The sequence below is a fragment of the Tenacibaculum litopenaei genome (assembly GCF_964514025.1).
GTDB lineage: Bacteria > Bacteroidota > Bacteroidia > Flavobacteriales > Flavobacteriaceae > Polaribacter > Polaribacter litopenaei.
On sequence record NZ_CAZEQT010000003.1, the window covers coordinates 475,731 to 497,317 of the forward strand.

Consider the following 21,587-nt stretch of genomic DNA (forward strand, 5'->3'; position numbering starts at 1 on the left):
TTTTTACGAAACTAAAATAGTTAAATTCAATGAAAAAAGCATTGGTAATTTCAGGAGGAGGAAGCAAAGGAGCATTTGCGGGTGGTGTTGCCGAGTATCTGATGAAAGAAAAAGGGAAATCTTACGATATGTTCTTAGGGACTTCTACGGGAAGTCTAATGGTTTCTCATTTGGCGCTCGGACGCGTGGAAGCGCTGAAGCAGTTGTATACCAATGTTACACAACAGTCAATTTTTAGCAACAGCCCGTTTAAAATAAAAACGGTACACGGAGAAAAAGTTGTTTCCATACGACATAGAAACACGCTTTGGAACTTCTTAAACGGACGCAAAACTTTTGGAGAGAGTAAAAACTTGCGAAAGTTGATTAAAAAGAACATCACGGAAGCTATGTACCATGAGATTCGCGAAGAAGCGAAAGAGGTAGTGGTAACGGTATCCAATTTGACCAGAAATAAAATAGAGTACAAATCAATTTTAGATTGCAGTTATGACGATTTCTGTGATTGGATCTGGGGTTCTTGTAATTACGTTCCCTTTATGAGTTTATTGGAAAAAGATTATTGTCAGTATGCTGATGGAGGTTTTGGCTGTTTGGTACCGATACGTGAAGCTATTCTTCGTGGGGCTAAGGAAATTGATGCCATTATTTTAGAAACAGAAGTCACACAAATTAACAGATTGCCGGCTAAAAACCCATTTTCGTTAATGCTCGATGTTTTTGGTTTTATGCTGGAGCACGTAGAAAAGCACAATGTGACCATCGGGAAATTGTCGGCGAAACACAACGATGTGCAACTCAACCTATACTATACGCCTACAGTGTTAACTACCAATTCATTGGTTTTTGACAAAGTAAAAATGAAAAGCTGGTGGAAGCATGGCTTTGAACACGCTCGCTTTAAGGACGATGCGACGATGAATGATTACAGAACAGAATTGGTAGATAAATAATGAAGTTTGGAAAGGTAGCAAGACCAGATTTAGTCGATTTTAGTTTGCCCGAAACGGCAAAGGGCACTGCACAAAGTTTAGGCATGATATCGCCTCGGCAACAAGAGCTGCGCGTAGCTGTTGGCTGTGCTCAGTGGAATAGGAACGAGTTAAAAGGGTTTTATCCGAGAGGAACGAAAGACGAGTTGCGATACTATAGCAAGCGGTTTAATTCAGTGGAATTGAACGCGACATTTTACAAACAGTATCCCAGAGAGCAATTTGAAATTTGGAGGGAAAAAACACCAGAAGGGTTTCTTTTTTTTCCAAAGTTAACACAAGAAATAAGTCATTGGAAACAATTGAGTAAGGTTTCGGATGAGGTGAATGTTTTCCTAGATGCCATTGGAGGGTTAGGAGATAGATTAGGGACTGTATTTTTGCAATTACACCCTAGTTTTTCACCAGATGATTACGTTCATCTAGCGCAATTTATTACGGGATGGCCTCAGGGTATCCCCTTAGCAGTAGAACTTAGAAATGAACGGTGGTATACAGACGAAGGAGAAAAAACGGGGTATCGGTCACACTTCCGTAATTTTGGAATAGGAAATATTTTGGTAGATACGGCAGGTAGAAGAGATATGTTACACATGGAATTGACGAATAAAGAGGCTTTTATTCGCTTTGTAGGCGCTAACCATCCATCTGACTATGATCGTTTAGATGCCTGGGTACAGCGAATCCTAGCATGGAGTGATGCTGGGCTTGAGAAGTTAGATTTTTTTATACATCAAAATGTGGAGGAGGAAGTGCCGATGTTGGCAAATCACTTTATAGAAAAGCTCAACCAAGTGCTACACCTACAATTGACGATTCCTAAAGAAACTGAGCAACAGCAATTAAGTTTGTTTTAGCAATATGAACTATATAAAAAAAGCCAGCATCTCGGTGCTGGCTTTTTTTATTATTCTGTATCTACGTACATATTGTTAAATGTCGGACTGTTTGCTTTTGAATTGCTGATGGGGTGTACGCTAAATGCGCTGCGAGGTCTGTTGCTCTTTCTCCCGGTGGTAATTAACTCGATGGTTCGTTTTAGCAGCGGTTCATTAGGGTCTCCTAACACTCCTAAATTACCAAAATCTTCATCAAGGTCTACGGTAGGGTCTATACCGTCTTTGTCATTTTTTCCTTCTTTATTCACTATTTCAAGAACTATGGGTTGCATAGCCCAGTTGTGATTGGGATTGATACCCGATTTTGACGTGAATGTTGGAGAGTCGTACATGGTGATGGAACCTGCGTATTTTCCGTGCGTTCGGTTTCCTACTGATCGCACTGTAATATAGGGCGCTAAACTGTTCATCACGAGTTCAGATGCCGAAGCAGAGTCACCAGTAGTGATAAAATAAACACGTGTAAGGTTTAAGCTATTAATTGCCGTTCCGTTACTAAGTGTATTCACAAATCTATTCACTAACGATTCTGTAGTGGTCGCGCTCATAATTTTTGAATTCCACATTTGTTGCGCAAATATTTCTCCGTTAAATTGCCCGGTTATCATACTTCCTAAACGAGTTGCAGTACTTACAGCACCACCGCCATTGTAACGTAAATCTACAATTAAGTCGGTAACGTTATCTGCTTTAAACTGACCGAAGGCAGTATTCAGTTGTGCATCGAAATTAGAAGTGAAGCCATTGTACATCAGGTAGCCAATTTTTCTACCAGAAACATCGAGGGTTTTCGCTACGTGTACTGGGTTTTCAGTGGTATTTCCTTTGTTGAGGCTCAAAGAATTTGCATTTCTCACCGGATTTCCTGTATTGTAATCGGCGAGCCCTATGGTATAACTCGTTGCATCGGAAAACAATAAGTTTCTGTAATTTTGTCGTGTTAATTGCGTTCCATTAACTTCTGTAAAAAGCATTCCTCTTGTTACTCCTTTGGTCGCTGCATCTGTACCGGGAACCACGTAACGCACATAGCCGTAAACATTATTGGGTTGGCTTCTGTAAGGAGCGATACCAAATTCCATACCGGTAGTTTGTGAAGTTCCTTGAAGCGCTTGTTCTAAAGCGATATAATCATCAACAATCCACGACCATTTGTCTACAGTACCACGCTGGTACAATAGGCTTTCAAATAAATTTTTAGGATCACTATAGCCGTTGAGGTAGTTGTACAATTGCTGTTCCGACGAAAATCGTCTGTCTGATAGATCAGAAATATTCCCCTGCCACAAATAATAGGCATTCAGGCCTTTCCAAACGAAATTTTGGACTTGAATATTTTCAGGAGTCTCGTCTTTTTTACTGCAGGCCGTAAAAACAAAGGCGATTATAAAGAATAATAATACTTTTGTGGTTCTCATACTGTAACTATTAGCTATATAATTCAACGCAATTTAGCGAATATTATTATTTTTTTTTAGAATTCGTGTAACAAAGCATTTTATGAGTCGTCGTAGAGATGTAAACCTGACAAATTAAAAGCAAATCAGGGATACCTAATCAATTAACTAACAATGAAACAGTCGGATTTTTTAAAAGTTGTTTTACCCTTTAAAGACAAGGTCTTTCGTTTAGCAAAAAGACTGCTCGTTTCAACAGAAGAAGCGGAGGATGCTACACAAGAGTTGTTTTTAAAGTTGTGGAAGAACAAAGGGAAACTGACGGAGTATAAAAATGTGGAAGCCTTTGCGATGACCATGACAAAAAATTACTGTTTTGATCGATTGAAATCGAAACAAGCAGGAAACTTGACCTTGGTACACAGCAATTACAAAGAAAAAGATACCTCGTTAGAGAAAAAAGTAGAAAATAATGATGCGATAAGTCACGTTCACAAACTCATCGAACGATTACCAGAACAACAACGTGTAATCATTCAATTAAGAGATATCGAGCAATACGACTTTGATGAAATATGTAAGGTGGTGGATATGAAACCGACCGCCGTAAGAGTAGCGCTATCGAGAGCGCGTAAAACAATAAGACAAGAATTAATAAAACAACATAACTATGGAGTTAGCTAACATAGAACGCTTATTAGAGAAATACCTCGATGCTGAGACGACCTTACAGGAAGAGCAAGTACTTCAAGATTACTTTTGCTCGGATGACGTAGCACCTCATTTACAGGAGTACAGCGCGATGTTTACCTTTTTTAAGCAAAGTAAAGACGAGACCTACACTAAAACCATACAGTTAACACCTGAGCAATCATCCAAGAAGAACTGGAATTGGTTATCAGTGGCAGCGTCGGCAGTCTTGTTGTTAAGTACTTCTTATATAGGCTATCAAACCTATCAGCAGCAATTACGAGCGAAACAATTTGCCCAAGTAAAAGAGGCTTTAAAATTAGTTTCATCTAATCTAAACAAAGGAAACGAGGCGTTGTATGCCGTTTCAACAAATTTAAACAAAGGGAAAGCTGCTTTAAGTCATTTGAATACCTATAAGGAAACCGTTAACAAAGCAATTAAAACCGTAAACTATTAGTTAAAATCAATCAAAACCAAGTAAAACCAAGTAGATTAAAATTAGATTACCATGAAAAAAATAGTATTTGTACTCGCACTTATATTGTCAGCCACCGCAAGTTTTGCACAATCGACATTTGATAAATTAGAATCCTTAGACGAAGTTTCTTCTGTAGTGATTACCAAGGACGCCTTTGAGTTGATCAGACAGTTTCCGGACGCCAAATCAGAGGATATGGAAATTTTTAATACCGCTAAAGGCCTCAATGAATTGAAGGTTTTTTCAACTGAAGATGCCAAGATCGCAGCCAAAATGGAGGCTATGGTGAACACAGCCATCAAAAATGCGAAGTTGACGCAGTTAATGCGTGTTAAAGACAAAGATTCAAAAGTGAGAATCTACGTTAAAACAACCAAAAACAAAGATTTAGTAAGCGAAGTATTGATGTTTGTAAGAAACAAGAATAAAGGCGATAAGTCAGAGTCAATTATTGTGACCCTAACAGGAGAAATTGACGTGAATAAACTGTCGAAAATAGCAGAGAAGTATTCAGATAAAGAATAACGAGATTCCTGACCCCTCAATCTTATTAGTAACCGATAAAATCAATTCCAATGAAAAAAATATATTTCTTAGCAGCCCTTTGTATATCCTTAATCAGTGTTTCTTGTAACGACGATTCTTTACAGTCATACCTCGTAAAGAGTCAGGATAAACAAGGATTTATAACGCTAGATATTCCGGCAAGCGTGGTCGAATTAAACACGGCAAATGCCACTGATGAAGAAAAGGCCGCCTATGAGAGTATTCGTAAAATTAACATTACTGGTTTGCCGTATGCCAATACCGACGAAGCTACCTACGAAGCAGAGAAAGCTCAACTGTTAAAAATCTTAAAGAAGTCGAAGTACAAAAGACTGATGAATATGAAAAAAGACGGTGTAAGTGCAAGTATTTATTACACAGGTGAGGCAAAGGCTATTAATGAAATTATTGCCTTTGGTTACGGAAAAGAATTTGGAGTTGGAGTTGCTAGAATTCTAGGGAAGAACATGAATCCAGCAAAAATTATGGACATGATGAAAAAGGCAAAAGTAGATGTAGATGGCGTAGATTTTAAACAACTACAGGCTGTTTTAAATAATAAATAGTCCATTTATAATAGATCAGTTTTTATGAGGTTCCTCCGGGAACCTCTTTTTTTGTATCACCAAATTTTAGCTACTTTTGGGGTATGCATATACACCAAAAAGAGATGACCGTTGGGCCTTTTAAAAGAGGCTATCATTTGATTACTCATGACATCCTTTCAAACTTTGAAGAACTAAAGACGATTAAGCAAGGAATACTTCAAGTGTTTATCAAACATACCTCCGCAAGTTTGACCATTAACGAAAATGCCGATCCTACAGTGCGTGAAGATTTTGAATCCCATATCAATAAAATGGTTCCAGAGGAGCAACCGTATTATAAACACACGTATGAAGGTCCTGATGACATGCCTGCACATATTAAAAGCTCGCTCATGGGGAGTCAAGTGCAAATACCCGTAACTCAAGGGCGGCTAAATTTAGGTACTTGGCAAGGAATTTACTTGGGTGAGCATCGAAATTTTGGTGGAAAAAGAAAACTTGTCTTGACAGTTTTTGGTATATAAAATACTGAAAATAAATAAGTTGTAAAAGATGATTTTTGTTTTTAATTAATCTAAATTGTGTTTTTTTTATGGTATTTGACTGGATTAGTTAAAAACTTAACATTTTGCAATATGTTGGTTTTGAGCGAATGATTTTTAGTAATTTAGATTCACTAAACCCTTCAAAATCAATAAAATGAAAAAACATTATTTGTTTTTCATAGTAGTTTTACTATGGCAAACACCTTTTGCGCAAACCCAAAATCCTAATGACTTAGGTAGTATCCAACAACATTTTAACACACTACAAAAAAAAGGCAAAAATGCCTCTTTGGATTATGCAGAGTGGAAGATTACCAGTACGGCTTCTTCTTTGCGGAAAGGATTGGTACATTATTATTTAGGACAGTATTACAAAGGAATCCCCATTGTCAATGCTACGTATAATATGTCAATTTTAAATGGAAAAGTAAATTACGCGAAAAATCAATTTTTTGACAATCTCGAAGACAAAGCACGTGATGTAAATAGGGCCACTATTAACGAGGAAGCCGCGGTAAGAGCTTTGGTTCGCGAACATCAATTAGCTACTCCAACCCGATTACAGCGGTCAACAGCTCAAAAAGGAGGGGATCCTATTATCGTATTTGAGAATTCTGGTATAACACAAGATAACGAACCAATTACCGTTAAAAAAGTGTATTTGGTACGAGAGGGAAAATTGCGTTTGTGTTGGAATGTGAACTTATACGAACAAGGTGGAGAAAATTGGTGGAATAGCTATGTAGACGCCACCAGTGGAGCCGTACTTGAAGAAGACAATTGGGTGATTAAATGTAATTTTGGTGACACCCCTCACAGTCATACGGCTGCTGATACCCAGCACAAGCACAACAGCCTGGGAGTGGCTAGTGCTACTCCTTATGCTAAAACGAATAGTTTTTTGGCACCAGACTCATACAACGTTTACGCTATGCCATTAATTAATCCAGATGATGGCGGAAGAAGTGTGGTTAGCAATCCGGCCAATACGACAGCCTCTCCTTATGGTTGGCACGATACGAATGGTGCTGCTGGGGCCGAATTTACCATTACAAGAGGAAATAACGTTTGGGCTCAGGAAGATGCAAATGGAAATAACGGTACCGGTGACTCACCAGATGCAGGAAGTAGTTTGGATTTCAACTATCCTGTTAACTTGAGTCAGGCACCTAGTACCTACAGAGATGCCTCTACAACCAATTTATTTTATTGGAATAACATCATGCACGACGTGTATTATCAGTACGGATTTGATGAAGCTTCGGGTAACTTTCAAGAGAATAATTACGGAAAAGGAGGTACCGGAGGTGATTCAGTAAATGCTGATTCGCAAGATGGTAGAGGAACGAATAACGCCAATTTTGCAACTCCAACAGACGGTGGAAACCCGAGAATGCAAATGTATTTATGGAACAGAACAAGCCCTGGTAGAGACGGTTCTTTTGATAATATGATTATTGCGCATGAATATGGACACGGAATCTCTATTCGTTTGGTGGGAGGAAGAAATGCCAACGTATTGGGTGGTTACGAGCAAATGGGAGAAGGTTGGTCTGACTGGTTTGGGCTAATGCTTACCATGAAAGCGGGTGACAAAGGAACGGATAAAAGAGGAGTAGGAACCTATGTGTTAGGTCAAGGATTAAACGGAGTAGGTATTCGTCCTACGGTGTACTCTACGGACAAGTCAATTAACGGAACAGACTACGCCGATATTAGTGGATTGGCAGTGCCCCATGGTGTTGGGTATAGCTTTGCGAGTATACTTTGGGATATGACGTGGTTGATTATTGACCAAGAAGGATTCGATCCTAATTTCTACACAGGTACCGGAGGAAATAATATTGCGATGGCCCTTGTGATTGAAGGTTTGAAAAATACAGCGAGTAATCCAGGTTTTGTTTCTGGTAGAGACGGAATTTTGCAAGCCGATCAAGATTTGTACAACGGTAAGTACAAGTGTTTAATTTGGAAGGCTTTTGCTGGTAGAGGTGTAGGTCAGGGTGCCGTAGAGAATAATAACGGAGGTACCAACTCGAACAATGATCAAACAGTTTCTTATGTCAATCCTTGTGATGGTGGAAATCCAACGCCAGGAAATTGTAGTGGTGATGTCGCTTCATTTCCCTACAGTGAAAGTTTTGAAACCAACTTAGGACTTTGGAAAGATGCAACTACAGGTGATGATCTTAACTTTACTCGTCAATCAGGAGGTACTCCTTCTAATGCTACAGGGCCTTCAGCGGCAGCTGATGGATCGTATTACCTCTATGTAGAAGCCTCAGGAAACGGAACTGGATATCCTAACAAGCGCGCAATTTTAAATTCTCCTTGTTTGAATTTTAGCTCTTTGACCAAACCGTCACTGGCATTTAAATATCACATGTACGGAAGTGCTATTGCTTCGTTAACCGTAGAAGCTCGCAAGGACAATACAGGAACTTGGACGTCGGTATTTTCAAAATCTGGTGATCAAGGGAATAGTTGGCAAACAGCTACGGTCGATTTAACTTCGTTCGCTGGTCAGGCAAGCGTACAGCTCCGATTTAATGTACTTACCGGATCGGGGAATAGCGGTTGGCAAAGTGATATTGCCATCGATGCGGTAGGAATATCAAACGGCGACGGAGGAGGTACTCCTGGTGGATGTACGGCTTTAAACTTCAACGATTATACGATTTCTCCATTTTCCAATCAAGATGCTAGTGGAAACTTTAGTATTGGTAGCGGAGGCGCTTCCTTGGTTTTGACAAATAACACCTGGAAGTATATAACCATGAATTACAACGTAACAGCAAATACCGTTATAGAGTTTGAGTTTAGCAGTACTTCGGAAGGTGAAATTCACGCTGTCGGGTTTGAAAATGACAACTCGTTGACGTCAACCCGTTATTTTAAAGTTCACGGGACACAAAATTATGGAATTACCAATTATGACAATTATGCAGGAGGTACTAAAAAATACGTTATTCCGGTAGGTAGTTCGTACACAGGAGCAATGGATCGCTTAGTATTCATCAATGATAATGATGCTGGCTCAGGGAATAACTCAACCTTTAGTAATGTGAAAATTTACGAAGGAAGTTGTGCCGTATCAGGTGTGGTGCTGAGTGATTTGGGAACTCGTAACGACATACTCGGAGATGAAGATGAAGGTGCGTTTACGAGCATAGCGATTGCACCAAACCCTGTAAGGAAAGGGAATGTAATTCGCTTGCAAGGACCTGCTCGCAGTTTGGAAAATGCCACGTATAGCATTAGCAATTTACTCGGGCAAGTACTAGAATCAGGGAAATTGTCTGGACGACAAATACAAACGAATTCGTTAGAAGTTGGCGTGTACATTTTAAGTATTTCCAACGAGAAAACGAAAACGAATAAACGCTTTGTGATTGAAAAATAAATGTATAATTTATTTAAACGGAACCCCTTGAGTTATCAAGGGGTTTTTTGTTGTAAATACTGTTGAAATTCGTTTTTTAGAGCGGTTATTTCAGTAGCGTTGTACTTTCTTGAAAAGTGAACGGGAATTGCAGTATGTATACCACAAGTATTCATAATACTGGCAGAGGCCTTGGTGTAACTGTGGTAATTTTTTTCTGCCAAATCGCGATCTTGTTCGAGGTAAAAAGATTCGATATAGACTTTGGTAGTTCCAGTAAAAATTTCTGCTATTTTACGGTGATTCGCTGCACTGGAAGCATGGTCCATAATAACCCCTAAGCTCATACCTTCCTTAATGGTTAATAAGTTGTACAGTTCAAAGGCTTTATAGCTGCGACCGTTGACTTGAATTGGAGTGTTAGGAAGATTGGCAACAAAGGCTTCTTTAAGCGTTTTTATCCAAGGGCCACCGCGAAATTCAGATTTCTCTAAGTGTATTTGTACACTGTCTTTTTCTTTGAATTTATAGGCCATGGATGGAGTTTTATGATCTAATAAAACGGCAGCAACCTCAAATTTATCCGTTTCGTAGAGTGGCGTCCCTATTTCTTCGGAAAGTGCTTCCAGTTCCCAAAAAGGAGGGAGGAGTCGGTATCTTTTAATCCGATGGTTTTCGTGAACTTCCCGTACTTCGTAATGGATGGCATCAGCGCTGACCAAATTCCAAGTATAGGCTTTTAATTTGGCCTGTACTTGTTTGGCGAGTTCAGGAGGTCCGGCTATAACGACGTGGTTTTGCGTTCCTATTTGATGTCGTAGTACGGAGTCAAAGTTGATAAAATGATCGATATGTGTATGGCTGATAAAGATGGCCTTACACTGTTGGATTTCCTTAACGCTCAGTTTACTTGCCTGGCCACATTCGCAAAGATACTGATACGGATGGTTATCAAAGGATACCAAAATAGCAATGTCTTCGTCTACTAAATTTTTAATTTCACTGTAAATCATAACGTCGTAGTTTTTCTTCCAAGTGCATCGACGAGCTTTAGTAAGGTTGGAAAACGAAAGTTTCCGTGCATTTCCCGGATATGATTGGCAGCACGAGCCAAGTCAATTCCCATACTTGTTATATGAAGGGCTTTGTTACTGCTGCCTCTGAAAACTGCTTCTTGCAAGGTTTGAATACCAGAAAATTTGTTTTTAGCAACACCGATAACGGGTATTTTACCATTGAGAGCGTCGTAGAGGTGTGCGCCCAATCCTTTGCTACCAGTATCGTCGAGTTGTACATAACCATCGACAATGATAGCTTCACAATTAGCGTAATCAATTTGTTGAAGTAGGCTTAGTATGCAAGGAAGTTCTCTTTTGTAAAATTGTCCCGGAATGTACTCGTCTACACCATTTAAGGTTTCTTCATATACATTCAGGGGTGTTTCGGCTTGCCAATGGTCAAAAGCGATTGCAACTGTAGTTGCTGTATGTTCTTTGTAAAAAGTATCAAATGCTAAAATCATAGCGAAAATTTTTGCGATGTCAACGCAGTAAGGCGCGTTTTTACTCCCAAACCTTCACGAGGGCATCTATGGCATTGTTAAGTCCTTTAGCGTAGTGTCCATATTTAAAATGAGGGAGCATTTTGGTGCTTATAATTTGTTGTGCTATACTATCCGTAATGCTTTTTTGGGTTTCCTTTCCAGTAGCAATGACGGTTGTATCTAAGTTTTTCGAAAGGAACAGGCAAAGGCTGTTATTTTGTATTTTATTTCCAACACCCCAGTGGGTTGTCAGTGCCAGGGTATAGGATTTCGGGGTGGTATATGGATCGATATTCGCAATCGAAACCACGGCAATAGCTCTGGATGTTTTTTGATAGTAGCGATCAATTTTATCACTGAGTACAGCACGTTCCATTGGAGTGAGTAGTCTTTCGTAATCGTTGACCCAACCTTGTGGACTTGGAAAAGTTACGGAGATTTTGGCCTCGGGGTGGTCACTTTTATTCGTGTTATTAATGAGATTCTGACAGCTCAGCGTTCCCATTAATAACACTATACATATTAAGAGTTTATTTTTCATTTATCTTGTAATCCTTGTTGTAAAACAGCTTTAATACCCTCTAAGTTATCCGCAAACGTCATCATCTGTTGAAGTATTTGCGCCATTTCATTCTTAGAACCCAAACCTTTTAGTTTATTGTTCTTAGTGAATATTTGCTTAATGTTTGTCCATCGTTCTTGATCCTCTTCCGATAACTGTTTGCGAAGTTCCTTGTACTTCAGTAAGTTGGCTTCCGCAGCAGAGGTCAAGGTTTGCGATTCACTTTCGTAATGAGAAAGTAACAACCTGTCCAGTTCTTGCGAATTCATAATGGGAACGATTTTAGCCACCAATTTATTCATATCACGATAAGAACCTTGTAGTTTGAATGAAGGCTCTGTACGGTAATCGTCTTCCATAGCTGCTGATTGTATATACGCTTGATTTACTTGCATAATGGCAGTTCGTACGGCGATGACCTTTTCGAGTACTGAGGTGTAATCTTGAATTTCCTGTTTGGTATGATTTCCTTTGAGAGTTACTTCCTTTTGGTTGTTTTCAACTTTATCGATAAGGGCGTAAACATCCTCAAAATACTTGCTGCTCAACTGGTGTAATACGGGGTTAGAAGTCAGTGAGTTTTCTATCAAACTCAATTTGAACAAATGTTCCGTATCACCAATAATATCCCCTAGATTGTATATGTCAGCACGGTTGGCTAACATGTCGGGGATTTGAAATTTATCACCGCTTTCAGTATATGGGTTTCCAGCCATAATGACACAGAATTTTTTACCTCTGAGGTCATAGGTTTTTGATTTGCCATTGTGAACACCTTCAATTTTTCTGGTTCCGTCAGAAAGTGAAATGAACTTTTGCAGAAACTCAGGGTTACAGTGTTGTATATCGTCTAAGTAAAGCATTACATTGTCACCCATTTCAAAGGCTAAATTTAGCTTTTTAAGCTCTTCTCGAGCCGCTGAATTGTTTGCTGACATGGGATCAACAGAGGTTACTTCATGACCGATGGCTGGTCCGTTAATTTTCATAAATATGAGCCCAAGACGGTTAGCTACGTATTCCATGAGGGTTGTTTTACCGTATCCAGGAGGGGAGATGAGTAACAACATTCCCATACGGTCTGTTCGCTTGCTGTCGCCTACGGTACCTAATTGTTTGGCTAGGTTGTCACCGATAAGTGGAAAATACACCTGATCGATGAGTTTATTTCTAACAAATGAAGACAATACCCTTGGCTTGAATTCTGTTAATTTAAGCTCCTCTTTACGATCTTCAATCAGTTGGTGTTTTTCCGATCGATATTGTTGGAATCTAGGAACTTCGACTCGTTGGAACTGTTCCATGACTTCTACAAACTGATGGTAGTTAAAATGCCATGTTCCGTCTTTAATACTGGCATGTGTACCTTTGAGGTTCCCAACTTCGCTATACGGGTGTACTGCGAGTACATCCGAATTAGAGGCTTGCTGAAATACTATTAAACACACAATTTCGTGCAAGTAATCGAGAGACACATCCATGTTTTCAAGATACGATTGTACCCATTGGATGGCGAGTTGAAGCTTAGCAACGTACTGTTCTGTTTTTTCCAAGCCCGATTTTAAGTGATGCTCAGCCTGTTGGCTTTTCAAGGTTTTGACAAAACTTTCTTTCAAATGAACTGCATCGGAACTTATTTTAAAGGTATTGTTGTCTTTGAGTTCTTGAAACAAATACAACGCGATGTCTCTACTTAGCTCAGGATCAAAAAGGCGACTGCTCTCAGCGAAGGCAAGTACGTTTTTTGTCAATTGTTGGATGCTGAAATCGAAGCTAGTGCTCTTAGGAAAAACTTTTAGTACATCCCCGGCATTTTTAATACCAGCGTTGAGCTCTTCTTGTAATTCAGGTGCCAGTCCATGCCAAAAGTATTGGGCATATGCTCGGATGGCAGGTTGATACTTAAGTAGTCCTAATTCGTGGTGTTTGTGGACCAATACATACAATATCGTTGCGGCATCTCGATCGTGAACACCTTTTACATAGCCTTCTGAATAGAGGTTGGCGCTCTTTTTCTGAACCACAGCGAGAAGGTTTTCTTCATTGCTGTTAAGAAGTGCGTCAGCATCAGTGGATTTGAAAATTTGATAGGCCAAATAGGCGGCGCGGTACACGGTGTCATTTTCTGAAACCAATTCTTGATTCCAGTATTTCTGTGAGGTGTACATCGTTTCGTTTTCGATTTCCTCAAAGTAATCCGTACCGATGAGGTGGTAGTATAGTTGCTCGTTTTTATAAACGATGGTAAGGTCTAGTGCCTGTCGGTTAACCCCGAATTTATGCTGACCGAGTTTGATGATATTCTCACCATCTTCGTAGAGTTCTTGTTTGTCTTTTAATTTTCTTAAGGCGTCTTCTTTCGCAACTTTCAGTTGTGTTTCTATGGCTTCGGCTTTCCCGATATCGTCGAGTTCTTTGAGCTGTTCAACGATATCACGTACTTTATTGATCATTAAATCAGCGGCAAAGTACCCGTTGATGTCTTGAATAGAATCAAAACTCAATGATTTTTTTCGAACACCTTTTAAAATACGCTCCGTAGCTGTTTGCAGTGCTACCGTTTTTTTGTTGCGTTTCTCTAAGAGATTGCTCTTTCTGCTGTCAAAAGCGTTGTGAATTTCCTCGCGCTTTTCAATAACCAACGTAATGAATTCTTCGAAATCAGCAAATTTTCCCTCTAACTCCTCTAATTGAATGGCCGTTTTGGTTAAAAACTCATCGCATTTTTCAGGGGTATCCGCCATGTCGATATAGTTGATAATACTCTGATCGATCAGTTTTAACTGAGCTGTAAAATCGGCCTGTGCTTCCGTACTACCTAGGGAGCTAATTTTATTCTTTATAGCCGCTTTTAGCTGGTTTAAATTGGCAAATATCAATGAGATATTGTCGATTATCTTGGTCGATTGCGATGTGTCTTCAATAGCTAAATTCGAAACGATCTCTATCAGGAGTTCTAAATCAGCGGTAATTTGATTGACTTCAAGTTCCAAAGCCTTGGCGTCTATTGCTTTCTTGATGGCTTCTAAGTCAGCTTCTTTGGCACTCACGCGTTCGTGATAGGGACTCAGCGCTTTGTCGTCTAATAAAAACTGAACGCAGCGCTTAGAGATAAGAAGGTTTTGCTCATTGACCTTGGTTTCTAGCGCAGCCAAATGGTTTTTATCGATGTAACGGATGTCTGCTAAACTGATTACTTCCCCGCGAAGCGTGCGCAGTTGACTTAACAAAACGACAAAATCGTCAATGCTCTTAAACGAGGTACTCTTGATTTTTCCGAAGAGTGCTTCTGAGTTTTCGTCAATAGCAGTGGTGGCAGCAGCGGCTTGTTTTTTTAAGGCGACTACCTTTTCAAATTCCTCGATGGCTGCATTGGCGGCCTCGTTGATCTGTTGTATGGGAAGGTTGAGTTCGAAAGTGTCTTTTTCCGGTAACCAATAATAGGTATCGTTGATGTCTTTTGACATTTTCACCAAATCGTCGTACAAGCCGTTATAGTTGTCTTCCTTGTTAAGTAAGGTAATCAAGGCGTGGCATTCGGCCATGGCTTTCACGATGTCTTTGTTACCAATTTTATACAGTAAGCTATCCTCGTGCTGCGAAGGCATAAAATCGCCTTTTAGATAAGGCGTTTGCCAAATTTGCACTACGTGGTGTTTGGTTTGCTCATTTTCCGTTTTAAAATAGCAGAGTTCTCCATTTTCCAGCACGGTAAATCCGTTACATATAATGGGAGTTTTAACAGCTTGTTCAATAATGTTATACGACATTAAAATGTACAAACCGCGAATGCTGGCATAAAAGACATACAAGTAGTCTTCACCATTAGGAGATATAATTTTTTCTTGGAACTTAACCTCTTTGGCATCGTTTTCAAAAAGTTTGTATTCTCCTGTTTGTAAATAGTAACCGTTTGGAAATATGAGTCCGTGGTCGTCTGGAAGTTGAACAGCGGTATCCTTTATGCTGTCAATTTTTTGTACTTCACGCAATTTGTGATTGTACACAAAGTAACGAGCTTCTTCCTGGAATGGTTTTACTTCAAGTGGGATGAGATTCCCGAGATCTGCGAAGCGAAATTGACCGTCGTCCAAGGTTTGGTCTACGTGGAGAACGGGCTCGGAAAGTATCCCTTGCCCTTCATCAGTATTGTCTTCAATTTTAATGGTTAGGTCGCCACCGATAGTTTCGACAAAAACCTTATCTAAGATCGATATATGTGAATGTTCCCCGTAACGGTGCATGTCTCTGTTCACTTCCTGCCACTTAAACTCGTGCTGGGTAGGAAATTTGTATTCATGTTCGCTTCGGTTGTCTACATACAAGAGTGTATCGTCTTTGATCAACCATTTAAAAGCTTTGATGTCTGTTTTGTTTTCGCTCAGTTGGAAAATCATGTATAGGTAGTTTCCAAGGATAGCGAATTTTGAAAATATTGTATTTCTGTAGTACTTGTACAGATTGGTAAAGTCGTCTAAAAAAATAGGATCTTGTAACAGCGATAAGTCTTGCAATTGAAAGCGCTGTTCTTTGAACTCATACACACTAAATACATCCGATAAGGTGATGTCGGTACGGAGTCCAAAATGCACATTGTATCCAAAAATAGAAGTATTCCCGATTGAAACGATATCTCTGGCAATACAATTGTTTTCGGTGTTGATTCTATCGTTAGCAATTAATTTTGTTTCTATGGTTCCAAAAACGTGTTTACGAGCATCGTTTAATTGCTGTAAACGATCTTGTAAGTCTAGTTTTTGTTTTTGTAGTCTACCTTGAATAATCTCATAGGTACCTCCATCGAGTTGTTGAGAATTTTCTTGATTTTCCATATAATTTAACAAGTGAGGTAGTTTGTATCAACAGCAGTTCGTAGCTTAGTACTGCGTGGCTGGTTGATATGAATTGTGTTCTCAGAAAGAAAACAAGAGTCTGTTTAGAGACTCTTGTTTATGGTTTTTTTAGGATAGCTTTTTGTCAGCTAAGCCCATACCTTTAGCGAGGTTAAACAAATTGCTAAAGAGGTTTTTATCATCTGTTGAGGTCGCTTTGCCTTGCAAGTCTGTCAATAAGCTTGCTACGCTAAGGTTTTTGATGTCTTCGCTAGAAATTCCGTATTTGGTTGCAAAATCTTTGATTCTGTCTAATAGGTTTCCTTGTACGTCATCACTGCCTAAAATAGCATCTTTTACATCTTGAATGTTATCACTGTGCTTCACCAATCGGTCAACACCTTTAGCTTTGGTAATTTGTCCGATAATTTGATCGAAGAACATAGTTTCACCACCCACGATGTCAATATTAGCAGCGCGTAATGCATCACCAATAACTTGGGCTTGAGCATCAGCAATATCTTTTTGGATGTTGATATGTGCCAAGTCAACTTTCAATTCTTTTTCTAAGCGTAACTTGAATTCTTCGTGCTCTTTTCCAACACCGTCAAGCTTCTTCATCGCTTCAGCTTTTTCTTCGATACCTACTGCTTCTGCTAAAGCAATTTCTTTGTCACCTGCAGCTTTTGCTAAGGCTTTTTCTTTGATAACTTCTGCTTCTGCAATTCCTTCTTCTTTCAAGGCTTCTGCCTTGGCTAGGATACCAGCAGCTTCTGCTTTGGCTTTTTTCTCGATAATGGTTGCCTCCACTAAGCCTTGACGTTCGTTAGCATCCGCTTTTGCGTGCATTACTTGTGCTTCAGATAATCCTACAGTAGCTTCTTCTTTGGCAGTAGCTTCGGCGATGGTTTTACGAGCCTCAGCTTCTTTTTCACTCGCTTCTTTTTGTGCTTGAGCTTCGATATTGATTTCTTCTGCTTTTTGCTTAGCCGCTTCTTTTTGCGCCTCTGCATTTTTTACGGTACGAATCAGTTGCTCTTCAGCAAAGGCTTCCGCTACGGTAATTTTTACCTGCTTTTCACGATCCGCAGTTTTGAAGGCCTCGATATCTTTCATGTTTTCTTGCTCTTCAACTACGCCTTTTTCTAACATTACTCGGTCTCGAATAACGTCTTGGATATTCTTCTTTTCTACCTCTACAACCTTTTCTTTTTCAATTTGAGCTAAGGTTACGATGCGTTCTCTTTCCGTTACTTCAAGCATGCGATCTTTTTCTACGCGTTCTGCTTCAACGGCATCAGTACGGAGTTTATTTTTCTCAGCTACGATTACTTGGCGTTGTTTGTTCTCCTCAGCTACTTGAACTTTCTCTTCTGTAGCGATACGAGCTGTTTCTGATTTTAAACGCTCTTCCTCGGCAACTTTTAAGGTTTCCGCTTCTTCACGTGCTTTGATGTTGGCAATTTCTCTTTTTTGTTGTTCTTCTTTTTCTGCCAATTGCTTGTCTAACTCCAAAATAGCCTCGCGAGCTTCTACATCTTGTTTGCGAATAACTTTTTCTTCATCGCGTTTAATCAAGTTTGATTTGATGTTTTGAGCAGCTGTTAATTCTGTAATTTTCTTGATACCCTCAGCATCTAAGATATTATCAGCTTTTAAAAAGCTTACAGGAGTTTGCTCTAAATAGTCAATAGCACAATCTTCCAAAGTATATCCGTTCAAATCGCGTCCGATTTCATTGATGATTTCATCTCTAAATTCACTTCGCGATTCGTACAACTGTACAAAATCGAACTTTTTACCCACAGTTTTAAGTGCTTCCGAAAACTTAGCTTCGAAGAGCTCTTCCAAGGTAGCTATGTGAGATGCGCGCTCACAACCAATGGTTTGGGCAACTTCGATAATAGCATCTTTTGACTTGTTTACTCGAACGAAAAATGCTACTTTGATGTCCGCTCTCATATTGTCTTTACAAATTAAGCCATCAGTACCCAAACGATCGATTTCAATTTTCTTTACCGAGATGTCCATAATTTCCAGACGGTGTACTACGGGAATTACGTACATTCCTCTGTCAAAAGCAACTGCGGTACCTCCAAAACCTGTTTTTATCAAGGCCTGTCCCTGAGGTATTTTTTTGTAAAATAGTGCGATAATAATGATGGAAATGAGAATTACTCCCACGAAGCCACCGATTACTATGCTAGTGATTCCGCCCGCAATTGATTCTTCGCTAGTTGTGACATAATCTTGCAGTGCAACGAGCATTAATAATGAATTCATAGTTTAATTTTAGTTATTGATATGATTGAATGTAATAGTATTTTTTATCTGTTGACTCTTTGATGATTAAAATTTCAGTTCCAAAGGCAATTTTTTCTCCGTTGAGTGCTTTGGCATATACGTTAATCGGGTCGCTTTCAACAAAGAGTTTGATACTTCCTAATTTGTCACCTTGAAGATTTGATAGCAAGGTGCCTCTTCTTCCTATGAGGTCTAATGATTCCACTCCTTTTCGATCGAGCTTTTTGAAAAAAGCTTTGAAAGGCATCGTGAAAACTTTATTCACGAGTAGGGAGGGGATGATAGCACCAAAGAAAAAAACGAGTCCGAATACACTATTGTGACTGTTGGTGTAATAGGTTCCTAAAACGGTAAACATCCACCAAAAAAAGGTCCATGAGGTAAAGGTAAACAGAAAAGGCAATTCAACAAAGTTGAAATATAACAATAGTACTTGCCACCATTTTAAAGGTTTAGGTCGTTTACCTGCTACAGTTTCCTTTTTTATTTCTATGTTGGAAATATCTTCAAGGTCTAATCCAGTTGAATCAAATCCAGGGCCTCCGTCAATATCGAAATCTGTATCCACGTCGACGTCCACATCGATGTCGATATCCATGTCAAAATCCAAATCCAACCCAAACAGTAAGGTGACTAATCGATAGGCTGCCAATACGATTAATAAAATCGTCAACGGTGCATTTATTTCTGAAAAGATTAGATCGGTTAATGTCATAGTAAATAGGTTTATGCGTTATCGTTAAATCCCAACTGTTTTTTTAGCTGAGCTAAATCGTCCTCCGCTGTAGTTTCTCGGGTATCGATTGCTTTATTGAGTTCTTCGTCAATGGTTTTTGATGAATTGGCCAAGTCGCCATAAGCTTCAGCGAGTGCTTCTTCTTGGTTCACCTTATCTTTCATGCGTTCTAGCATAGCAACGGTGCTGCTACTGTCCATCTCAGCCATTTGCTTATTGAGGTTTTTGGTCGCTTTGGAAACTTTTACACGTGCTTTTAGTGTTTTTAATTCACTTTCCCACTTGTTGATATTGCTTTTAATTTCCTGTACACTGTTTTCGAGTTGGGCAACTGAAGTATCGAATTTTTCGGCTTCGGCTTTAGTTCTCGAAATGTCCTGTATGGCTTCTTCTTTTTTGATTAGGGCTTGTTTAGCCAAACGATCGGCTTCTTGAACCTCTAGGTCACCCTTTTGTGCTTTTTGTAAAATAAGCATGGCTTTCTGTTGATAGTCTTCGGCCTTGTGGGTAAATTGTTCTATATCGTTCTTAGCTCTAATAGCCAGTGCTTTGATTTGAGCTAAGGATTCTAAACTAGTCTCTAAATCTGAACGCAGATCTCTAATTCCTTGTTCAGTCATTTTGATAGGGTCTTCCATTTTTTCAATCGCAGAATTGGCTTCTGCTTGACCTATCTTGAATAAACGTCTAAATATGTTCATGATAATTTTTTTAATATTTTGAAAATGCAATGATTTGATCAGAATACTCACTGAGCAACAGGCTCAAGGAGTTTAAACTTGCTTCTAGCTCGTTTAGGTCAAGGTTTTCCAACTGCAAGGTATCTCTAAAGATTACGCGTTCACCGCTGTCGTCGAGTACGAACGCGCCGTGGACAATGTCTCTGTTTTTCTTGAGAAGTTCTTTGAATATGGTTTCGTTAGATTGGTTTATTTTAAAAATAAACTGTTCCAAGATAACGATAGGTGAGGCGACCCCCACGATTAAATTTTTTATTCCAAAACTTTCTTTTTCAATAACAAAAATCCCATCATTTTCGTCTTCTTTAACGATGTTTACCTTCAGTTCTTGTAAAAAATTCTTCGTTTTTAAATAGTGATTGTTCATTAGCAATTAAATGGTTGATTGTATAGTTTTTCTTTAGCGGCGTAAACTTACAAAAAAGTTCCTAAAACAGCGCTCGTTAAACATAAGGTTGCGAGTATCATAGTTGATTAATTTTAAATGGTTGTTAATTTATACTAATTTTCTTAGCAGTTTTCAATTTTATTAGCTAATATTGTTAGTGTAAAGATAGGTAAAAAAATCTATTTTGCAAATAAAATTAGCATAAAATGTCATTTATTGGTAAAAATATAAAAAAGATACGAGGTGTAAAAGGATTAAGTCAGCAGGCTTTTGCAGAGCTATTTGATTTAAAAAGAGCAACCTTAGGAGCTTATGAGGAGGGTAGAAGTGAGCCTAGGATAGATACGATAATTAAGATTGCTAATTATTTTAGCATCCCTATAGACGATTTGCTAACGGCAGAGCTCACAGTAAATGCCTTGTTACAGTTTAGGGCAGACCTCACTTTGGAGATTGAAGTCATGGAAAAAGAGCAGTTTCCTCATATTCCGATCATTACCCCAAAAAATACGATAGATTATATTAAGTTTCACGACAAAGAAAAGTTTATTAAAGATTTGCCAGTACTGCAATTGCCCATTGCTGTGGAAGGAAAATTGCGAGCGTATACAGTACAAAATTTGGAGATGACGCAGTACGAGAAGGGCTTGTATCCCGGTGATGTTGTTATTGGAAGACAAAGGCTTTTGACAGAGCTTACGGCTGCTGGTACTAATGACGGCGTTTTGGTCTTGGCATTGATAGGTAATGAACTCGTGTTGCGAAGAATGTACGAAGTTGGAGAGCAGCTGGTGTTTAAGGCAGATCACAAAAATATAGCCGATAAGACCTTTCCGAAAACAAGTTTAAAGGAACTGTGGGAAATTTCTAGTGTCTATTTTAATAGGTTACCTGAGCTAGGGAACCCCTTAGAAGATAAAATGGAATTTTTAGAAAGAGAATTTAGGAAGTTGAAAGACAAAATGTAAGAAGTTTTGTAAATTTGTATACCTAAATAAAGTA

18 protein-coding genes are annotated in these 21,587 nt (G+C 39.1%); 9 read left to right on the plus strand and 9 right to left on the minus strand.

Annotated features, from left to right (window positions below):
- Positions 1-29: 29 nt before the first annotated feature.
- Together ACKTS5_RS06605 and ACKTS5_RS06610 are read left to right on the plus strand one after the other, a co-directional pair.
- Positions 30-953, plus strand: coding sequence for a patatin-like phospholipase family protein (locus ACKTS5_RS06605; protein WP_408043061.1), 924 nt, complete (start codon positions 30-32; stop codon positions 951-953).
- Entirely contained in the window at positions 953-1,849 is an 897-nt protein-coding gene (locus ACKTS5_RS06610; protein WP_408043062.1) for a DUF72 domain-containing protein, read from the plus strand. The genes ACKTS5_RS06605 and ACKTS5_RS06610 overlap by 1 nt, the downstream gene beginning before the upstream one ends.
- A gap of 50 nt (positions 1,850-1,899) precedes the next feature.
- On the opposite strand, the gene ACKTS5_RS06615 is transcribed toward ACKTS5_RS06610, so the two are convergent.
- Positions 1,900-3,309, minus strand: coding sequence for a S41 family peptidase (locus ACKTS5_RS06615; RefSeq protein ID WP_408043063.1), 1,410 nt, complete (start codon positions 3,307-3,309; stop codon positions 1,900-1,902).
- Between the two features lie 153 nt (positions 3,310-3,462).
- Here ACKTS5_RS06615 and ACKTS5_RS06620 point away from each other — a divergent pair, with 153 nt between their 5' ends.
- The 6 genes from ACKTS5_RS06620 to ACKTS5_RS06645 all read left to right on the plus strand — a co-directional run bounded on the left by ACKTS5_RS06620 (position 3,463) and on the right by ACKTS5_RS06645 (position 9,501).
- On the plus strand, positions 3,463-3,972 hold the full coding sequence (locus ACKTS5_RS06620) for an RNA polymerase sigma factor (RefSeq protein ID WP_408043064.1): 510 nt from the start codon (positions 3,463-3,465) through the stop codon (positions 3,970-3,972).
- Positions 3,959-4,438 (plus strand): hypothetical protein, encoded by a 480-nt coding sequence (locus ACKTS5_RS06625; protein ID WP_408043065.1) that lies wholly within the window; start codon positions 3,959-3,961, stop codon positions 4,436-4,438. Before ACKTS5_RS06620 ends, ACKTS5_RS06625 begins: the two co-directional genes overlap by 14 nt.
- A 51-nt stretch (positions 4,439-4,489) precedes the next feature.
- Positions 4,490-4,984, plus strand: a complete 495-nt coding sequence (locus tag ACKTS5_RS06630) for a DUF4252 domain-containing protein (protein ID WP_408043066.1) — start codon at positions 4,490-4,492, stop codon at positions 4,982-4,984.
- A 50-nt stretch (positions 4,985-5,034) separates the two neighbouring features.
- The gene (locus tag ACKTS5_RS06635) at positions 5,035-5,571 is read left to right on the plus strand and encodes a DUF4252 domain-containing protein (protein ID WP_408043067.1); all 537 of its coding nucleotides are present in this window, start codon (positions 5,035-5,037) and stop codon (positions 5,569-5,571) included.
- Positions 5,572-5,654: 83 nt separating this feature from the next.
- Positions 5,655-6,077 carry a secondary thiamine-phosphate synthase enzyme YjbQ gene (locus ACKTS5_RS06640; protein WP_408043068.1) on the plus strand — a complete coding sequence of 141 codons (423 nt, stop codon included), beginning with the start codon at positions 5,655-5,657 and terminating at the stop codon, positions 6,075-6,077.
- A gap of 175 nt (positions 6,078-6,252) precedes the next feature.
- Positions 6,253-9,501, plus strand: coding sequence for a M36 family metallopeptidase (locus ACKTS5_RS06645; RefSeq protein ID WP_408043069.1), 3,249 nt, complete (start codon positions 6,253-6,255; stop codon positions 9,499-9,501).
- A 35-nt stretch (positions 9,502-9,536) separates the two neighbouring features.
- On the opposite strand, the gene ACKTS5_RS06650 is transcribed toward ACKTS5_RS06645, so the two are convergent.
- From ACKTS5_RS06650 to ACKTS5_RS06685, 8 genes are all read right to left on the minus strand, one after another.
- A complete protein-coding gene (locus ACKTS5_RS06650; protein WP_408043070.1) occupies positions 9,537-10,493 on the minus strand; it encodes an MBL fold metallo-hydrolase in 957 nt (318 codons plus the stop codon).
- Positions 10,490-11,002 carry an endonuclease V gene (locus tag ACKTS5_RS06655; protein WP_408043071.1) on the minus strand — a complete coding sequence of 171 codons (513 nt, stop codon included), beginning with the start codon at positions 11,000-11,002 and terminating at the stop codon, positions 10,490-10,492. Before ACKTS5_RS06655 ends, ACKTS5_RS06650 begins: the two co-directional genes overlap by 4 nt.
- Before the next feature lie 40 nt (positions 11,003-11,042).
- Positions 11,043-11,564 carry a TPM domain-containing protein gene (locus tag ACKTS5_RS06660; RefSeq protein WP_408043072.1) on the minus strand — a complete coding sequence of 174 codons (522 nt, stop codon included), beginning with the start codon at positions 11,562-11,564 and terminating at the stop codon, positions 11,043-11,045.
- A complete protein-coding gene (locus ACKTS5_RS06665; RefSeq protein ID WP_408043073.1) occupies positions 11,561-16,417 on the minus strand; it encodes a DNA repair ATPase in 4,857 nt (1,618 codons plus the stop codon). The genes ACKTS5_RS06660 and ACKTS5_RS06665 overlap by 4 nt, the downstream gene beginning before the upstream one ends.
- 129 nt (positions 16,418-16,546) lie before the next feature.
- A complete protein-coding gene (locus tag ACKTS5_RS06670) occupies positions 16,547-18,685 on the minus strand; it encodes a flotillin family protein (protein ID WP_408043126.1) in 2,139 nt (712 codons plus the stop codon).
- A gap of 28 nt (positions 18,686-18,713) precedes the next feature.
- Positions 18,714-19,436, minus strand: coding sequence for a hypothetical protein (locus tag ACKTS5_RS06675; protein WP_408043074.1), 723 nt, complete (start codon positions 19,434-19,436; stop codon positions 18,714-18,716).
- Between the two features lie 11 nt (positions 19,437-19,447).
- On the minus strand, positions 19,448-20,158 hold the full coding sequence (locus tag ACKTS5_RS06680) for a PspA/IM30 family protein (RefSeq protein ID WP_408043075.1): 711 nt from the start codon (positions 20,156-20,158) through the stop codon (positions 19,448-19,450).
- 10 nt (positions 20,159-20,168) lie between these two features.
- Positions 20,169-20,564 (minus strand): type III secretion system chaperone family protein, encoded by a 396-nt coding sequence (locus ACKTS5_RS06685; protein ID WP_408043076.1) that lies wholly within the window; start codon positions 20,562-20,564, stop codon positions 20,169-20,171.
- 227 nt (positions 20,565-20,791) lie between these two features.
- Between ACKTS5_RS06685 and ACKTS5_RS06690 the strand changes: the two genes are divergently transcribed.
- Positions 20,792-21,553 (plus strand): helix-turn-helix domain-containing protein, encoded by a 762-nt coding sequence (locus ACKTS5_RS06690; RefSeq protein WP_408043077.1) that lies wholly within the window; start codon positions 20,792-20,794, stop codon positions 21,551-21,553.
- The last annotated feature ends 34 nt before the right edge of the window (positions 21,554-21,587 follow it).

Bases quoted from the DNA above. Each gene is read 5' to 3' on its own strand.
- ACKTS5_RS06660 (WP_408043072.1), bottom strand. From the start codon at position 11,564: ATGAAAAATAAACTCTTAATATGTATAGTGTTATTAATGGGAACGCTG.
- ACKTS5_RS06620 (WP_408043064.1), top strand. From the start codon at position 3,463: ATGAAACAGTCGGATTTTTTAAAAGTTGTTTTACCCTTTAAAGACAAG.
- ACKTS5_RS06685 (WP_408043076.1), bottom strand. From the start codon at position 20,564: ATGAACAATCACTATTTAAAAACGAAGAATTTTTTACAAGAACTGAAG.
- ACKTS5_RS06650 (WP_408043070.1), bottom strand. From the start codon at position 10,493: ATGATTTACAGTGAAATTAAAAATTTAGTAGACGAAGACATTGCTATT.
- ACKTS5_RS06690 (WP_408043077.1), top strand. From the start codon at position 20,792: ATGTCATTTATTGGTAAAAATATAAAAAAGATACGAGGTGTAAAAGGA.
- ACKTS5_RS06640 (WP_408043068.1), top strand. From the start codon at position 5,655: ATGCATATACACCAAAAAGAGATGACCGTTGGGCCTTTTAAAAGAGGC.
- ACKTS5_RS06680 (WP_408043075.1), bottom strand. From the start codon at position 20,158: ATGAACATATTTAGACGTTTATTCAAGATAGGTCAAGCAGAAGCCAAT.
- ACKTS5_RS06665 (WP_408043073.1), bottom strand. From the start codon at position 16,417: ATGGAAAATCAAGAAAATTCTCAACAACTCGATGGAGGTACCTATGAG.
- ACKTS5_RS06635 (WP_408043067.1), top strand. From the start codon at position 5,035: ATGAAAAAAATATATTTCTTAGCAGCCCTTTGTATATCCTTAATCAGT.
- ACKTS5_RS06610 (WP_408043062.1), top strand. From the start codon at position 953: ATGAAGTTTGGAAAGGTAGCAAGACCAGATTTAGTCGATTTTAGTTTG.
- ACKTS5_RS06655 (WP_408043071.1), bottom strand. From the start codon at position 11,002: ATGATTTTAGCATTTGATACTTTTTACAAAGAACATACAGCAACTACA.
- ACKTS5_RS06630 (WP_408043066.1), top strand. From the start codon at position 4,490: ATGAAAAAAATAGTATTTGTACTCGCACTTATATTGTCAGCCACCGCA.
- ACKTS5_RS06615 (WP_408043063.1), bottom strand. From the start codon at position 3,309: ATGAGAACCACAAAAGTATTATTATTCTTTATAATCGCCTTTGTTTTT.
- ACKTS5_RS06670 (WP_408043126.1), bottom strand. From the start codon at position 18,685: ATGCTCGTTGCACTGCAAGATTATGTCACAACTAGCGAAGAATCAATT.
- ACKTS5_RS06645 (WP_408043069.1), top strand. From the start codon at position 6,253: ATGAAAAAACATTATTTGTTTTTCATAGTAGTTTTACTATGGCAAACA.
- ACKTS5_RS06675 (WP_408043074.1), bottom strand. From the start codon at position 19,436: ATGACATTAACCGATCTAATCTTTTCAGAAATAAATGCACCGTTGACG.
- ACKTS5_RS06625 (WP_408043065.1), top strand. From the start codon at position 3,959: ATGGAGTTAGCTAACATAGAACGCTTATTAGAGAAATACCTCGATGCT.
- ACKTS5_RS06605 (WP_408043061.1), top strand. From the start codon at position 30: ATGAAAAAAGCATTGGTAATTTCAGGAGGAGGAAGCAAAGGAGCATTT.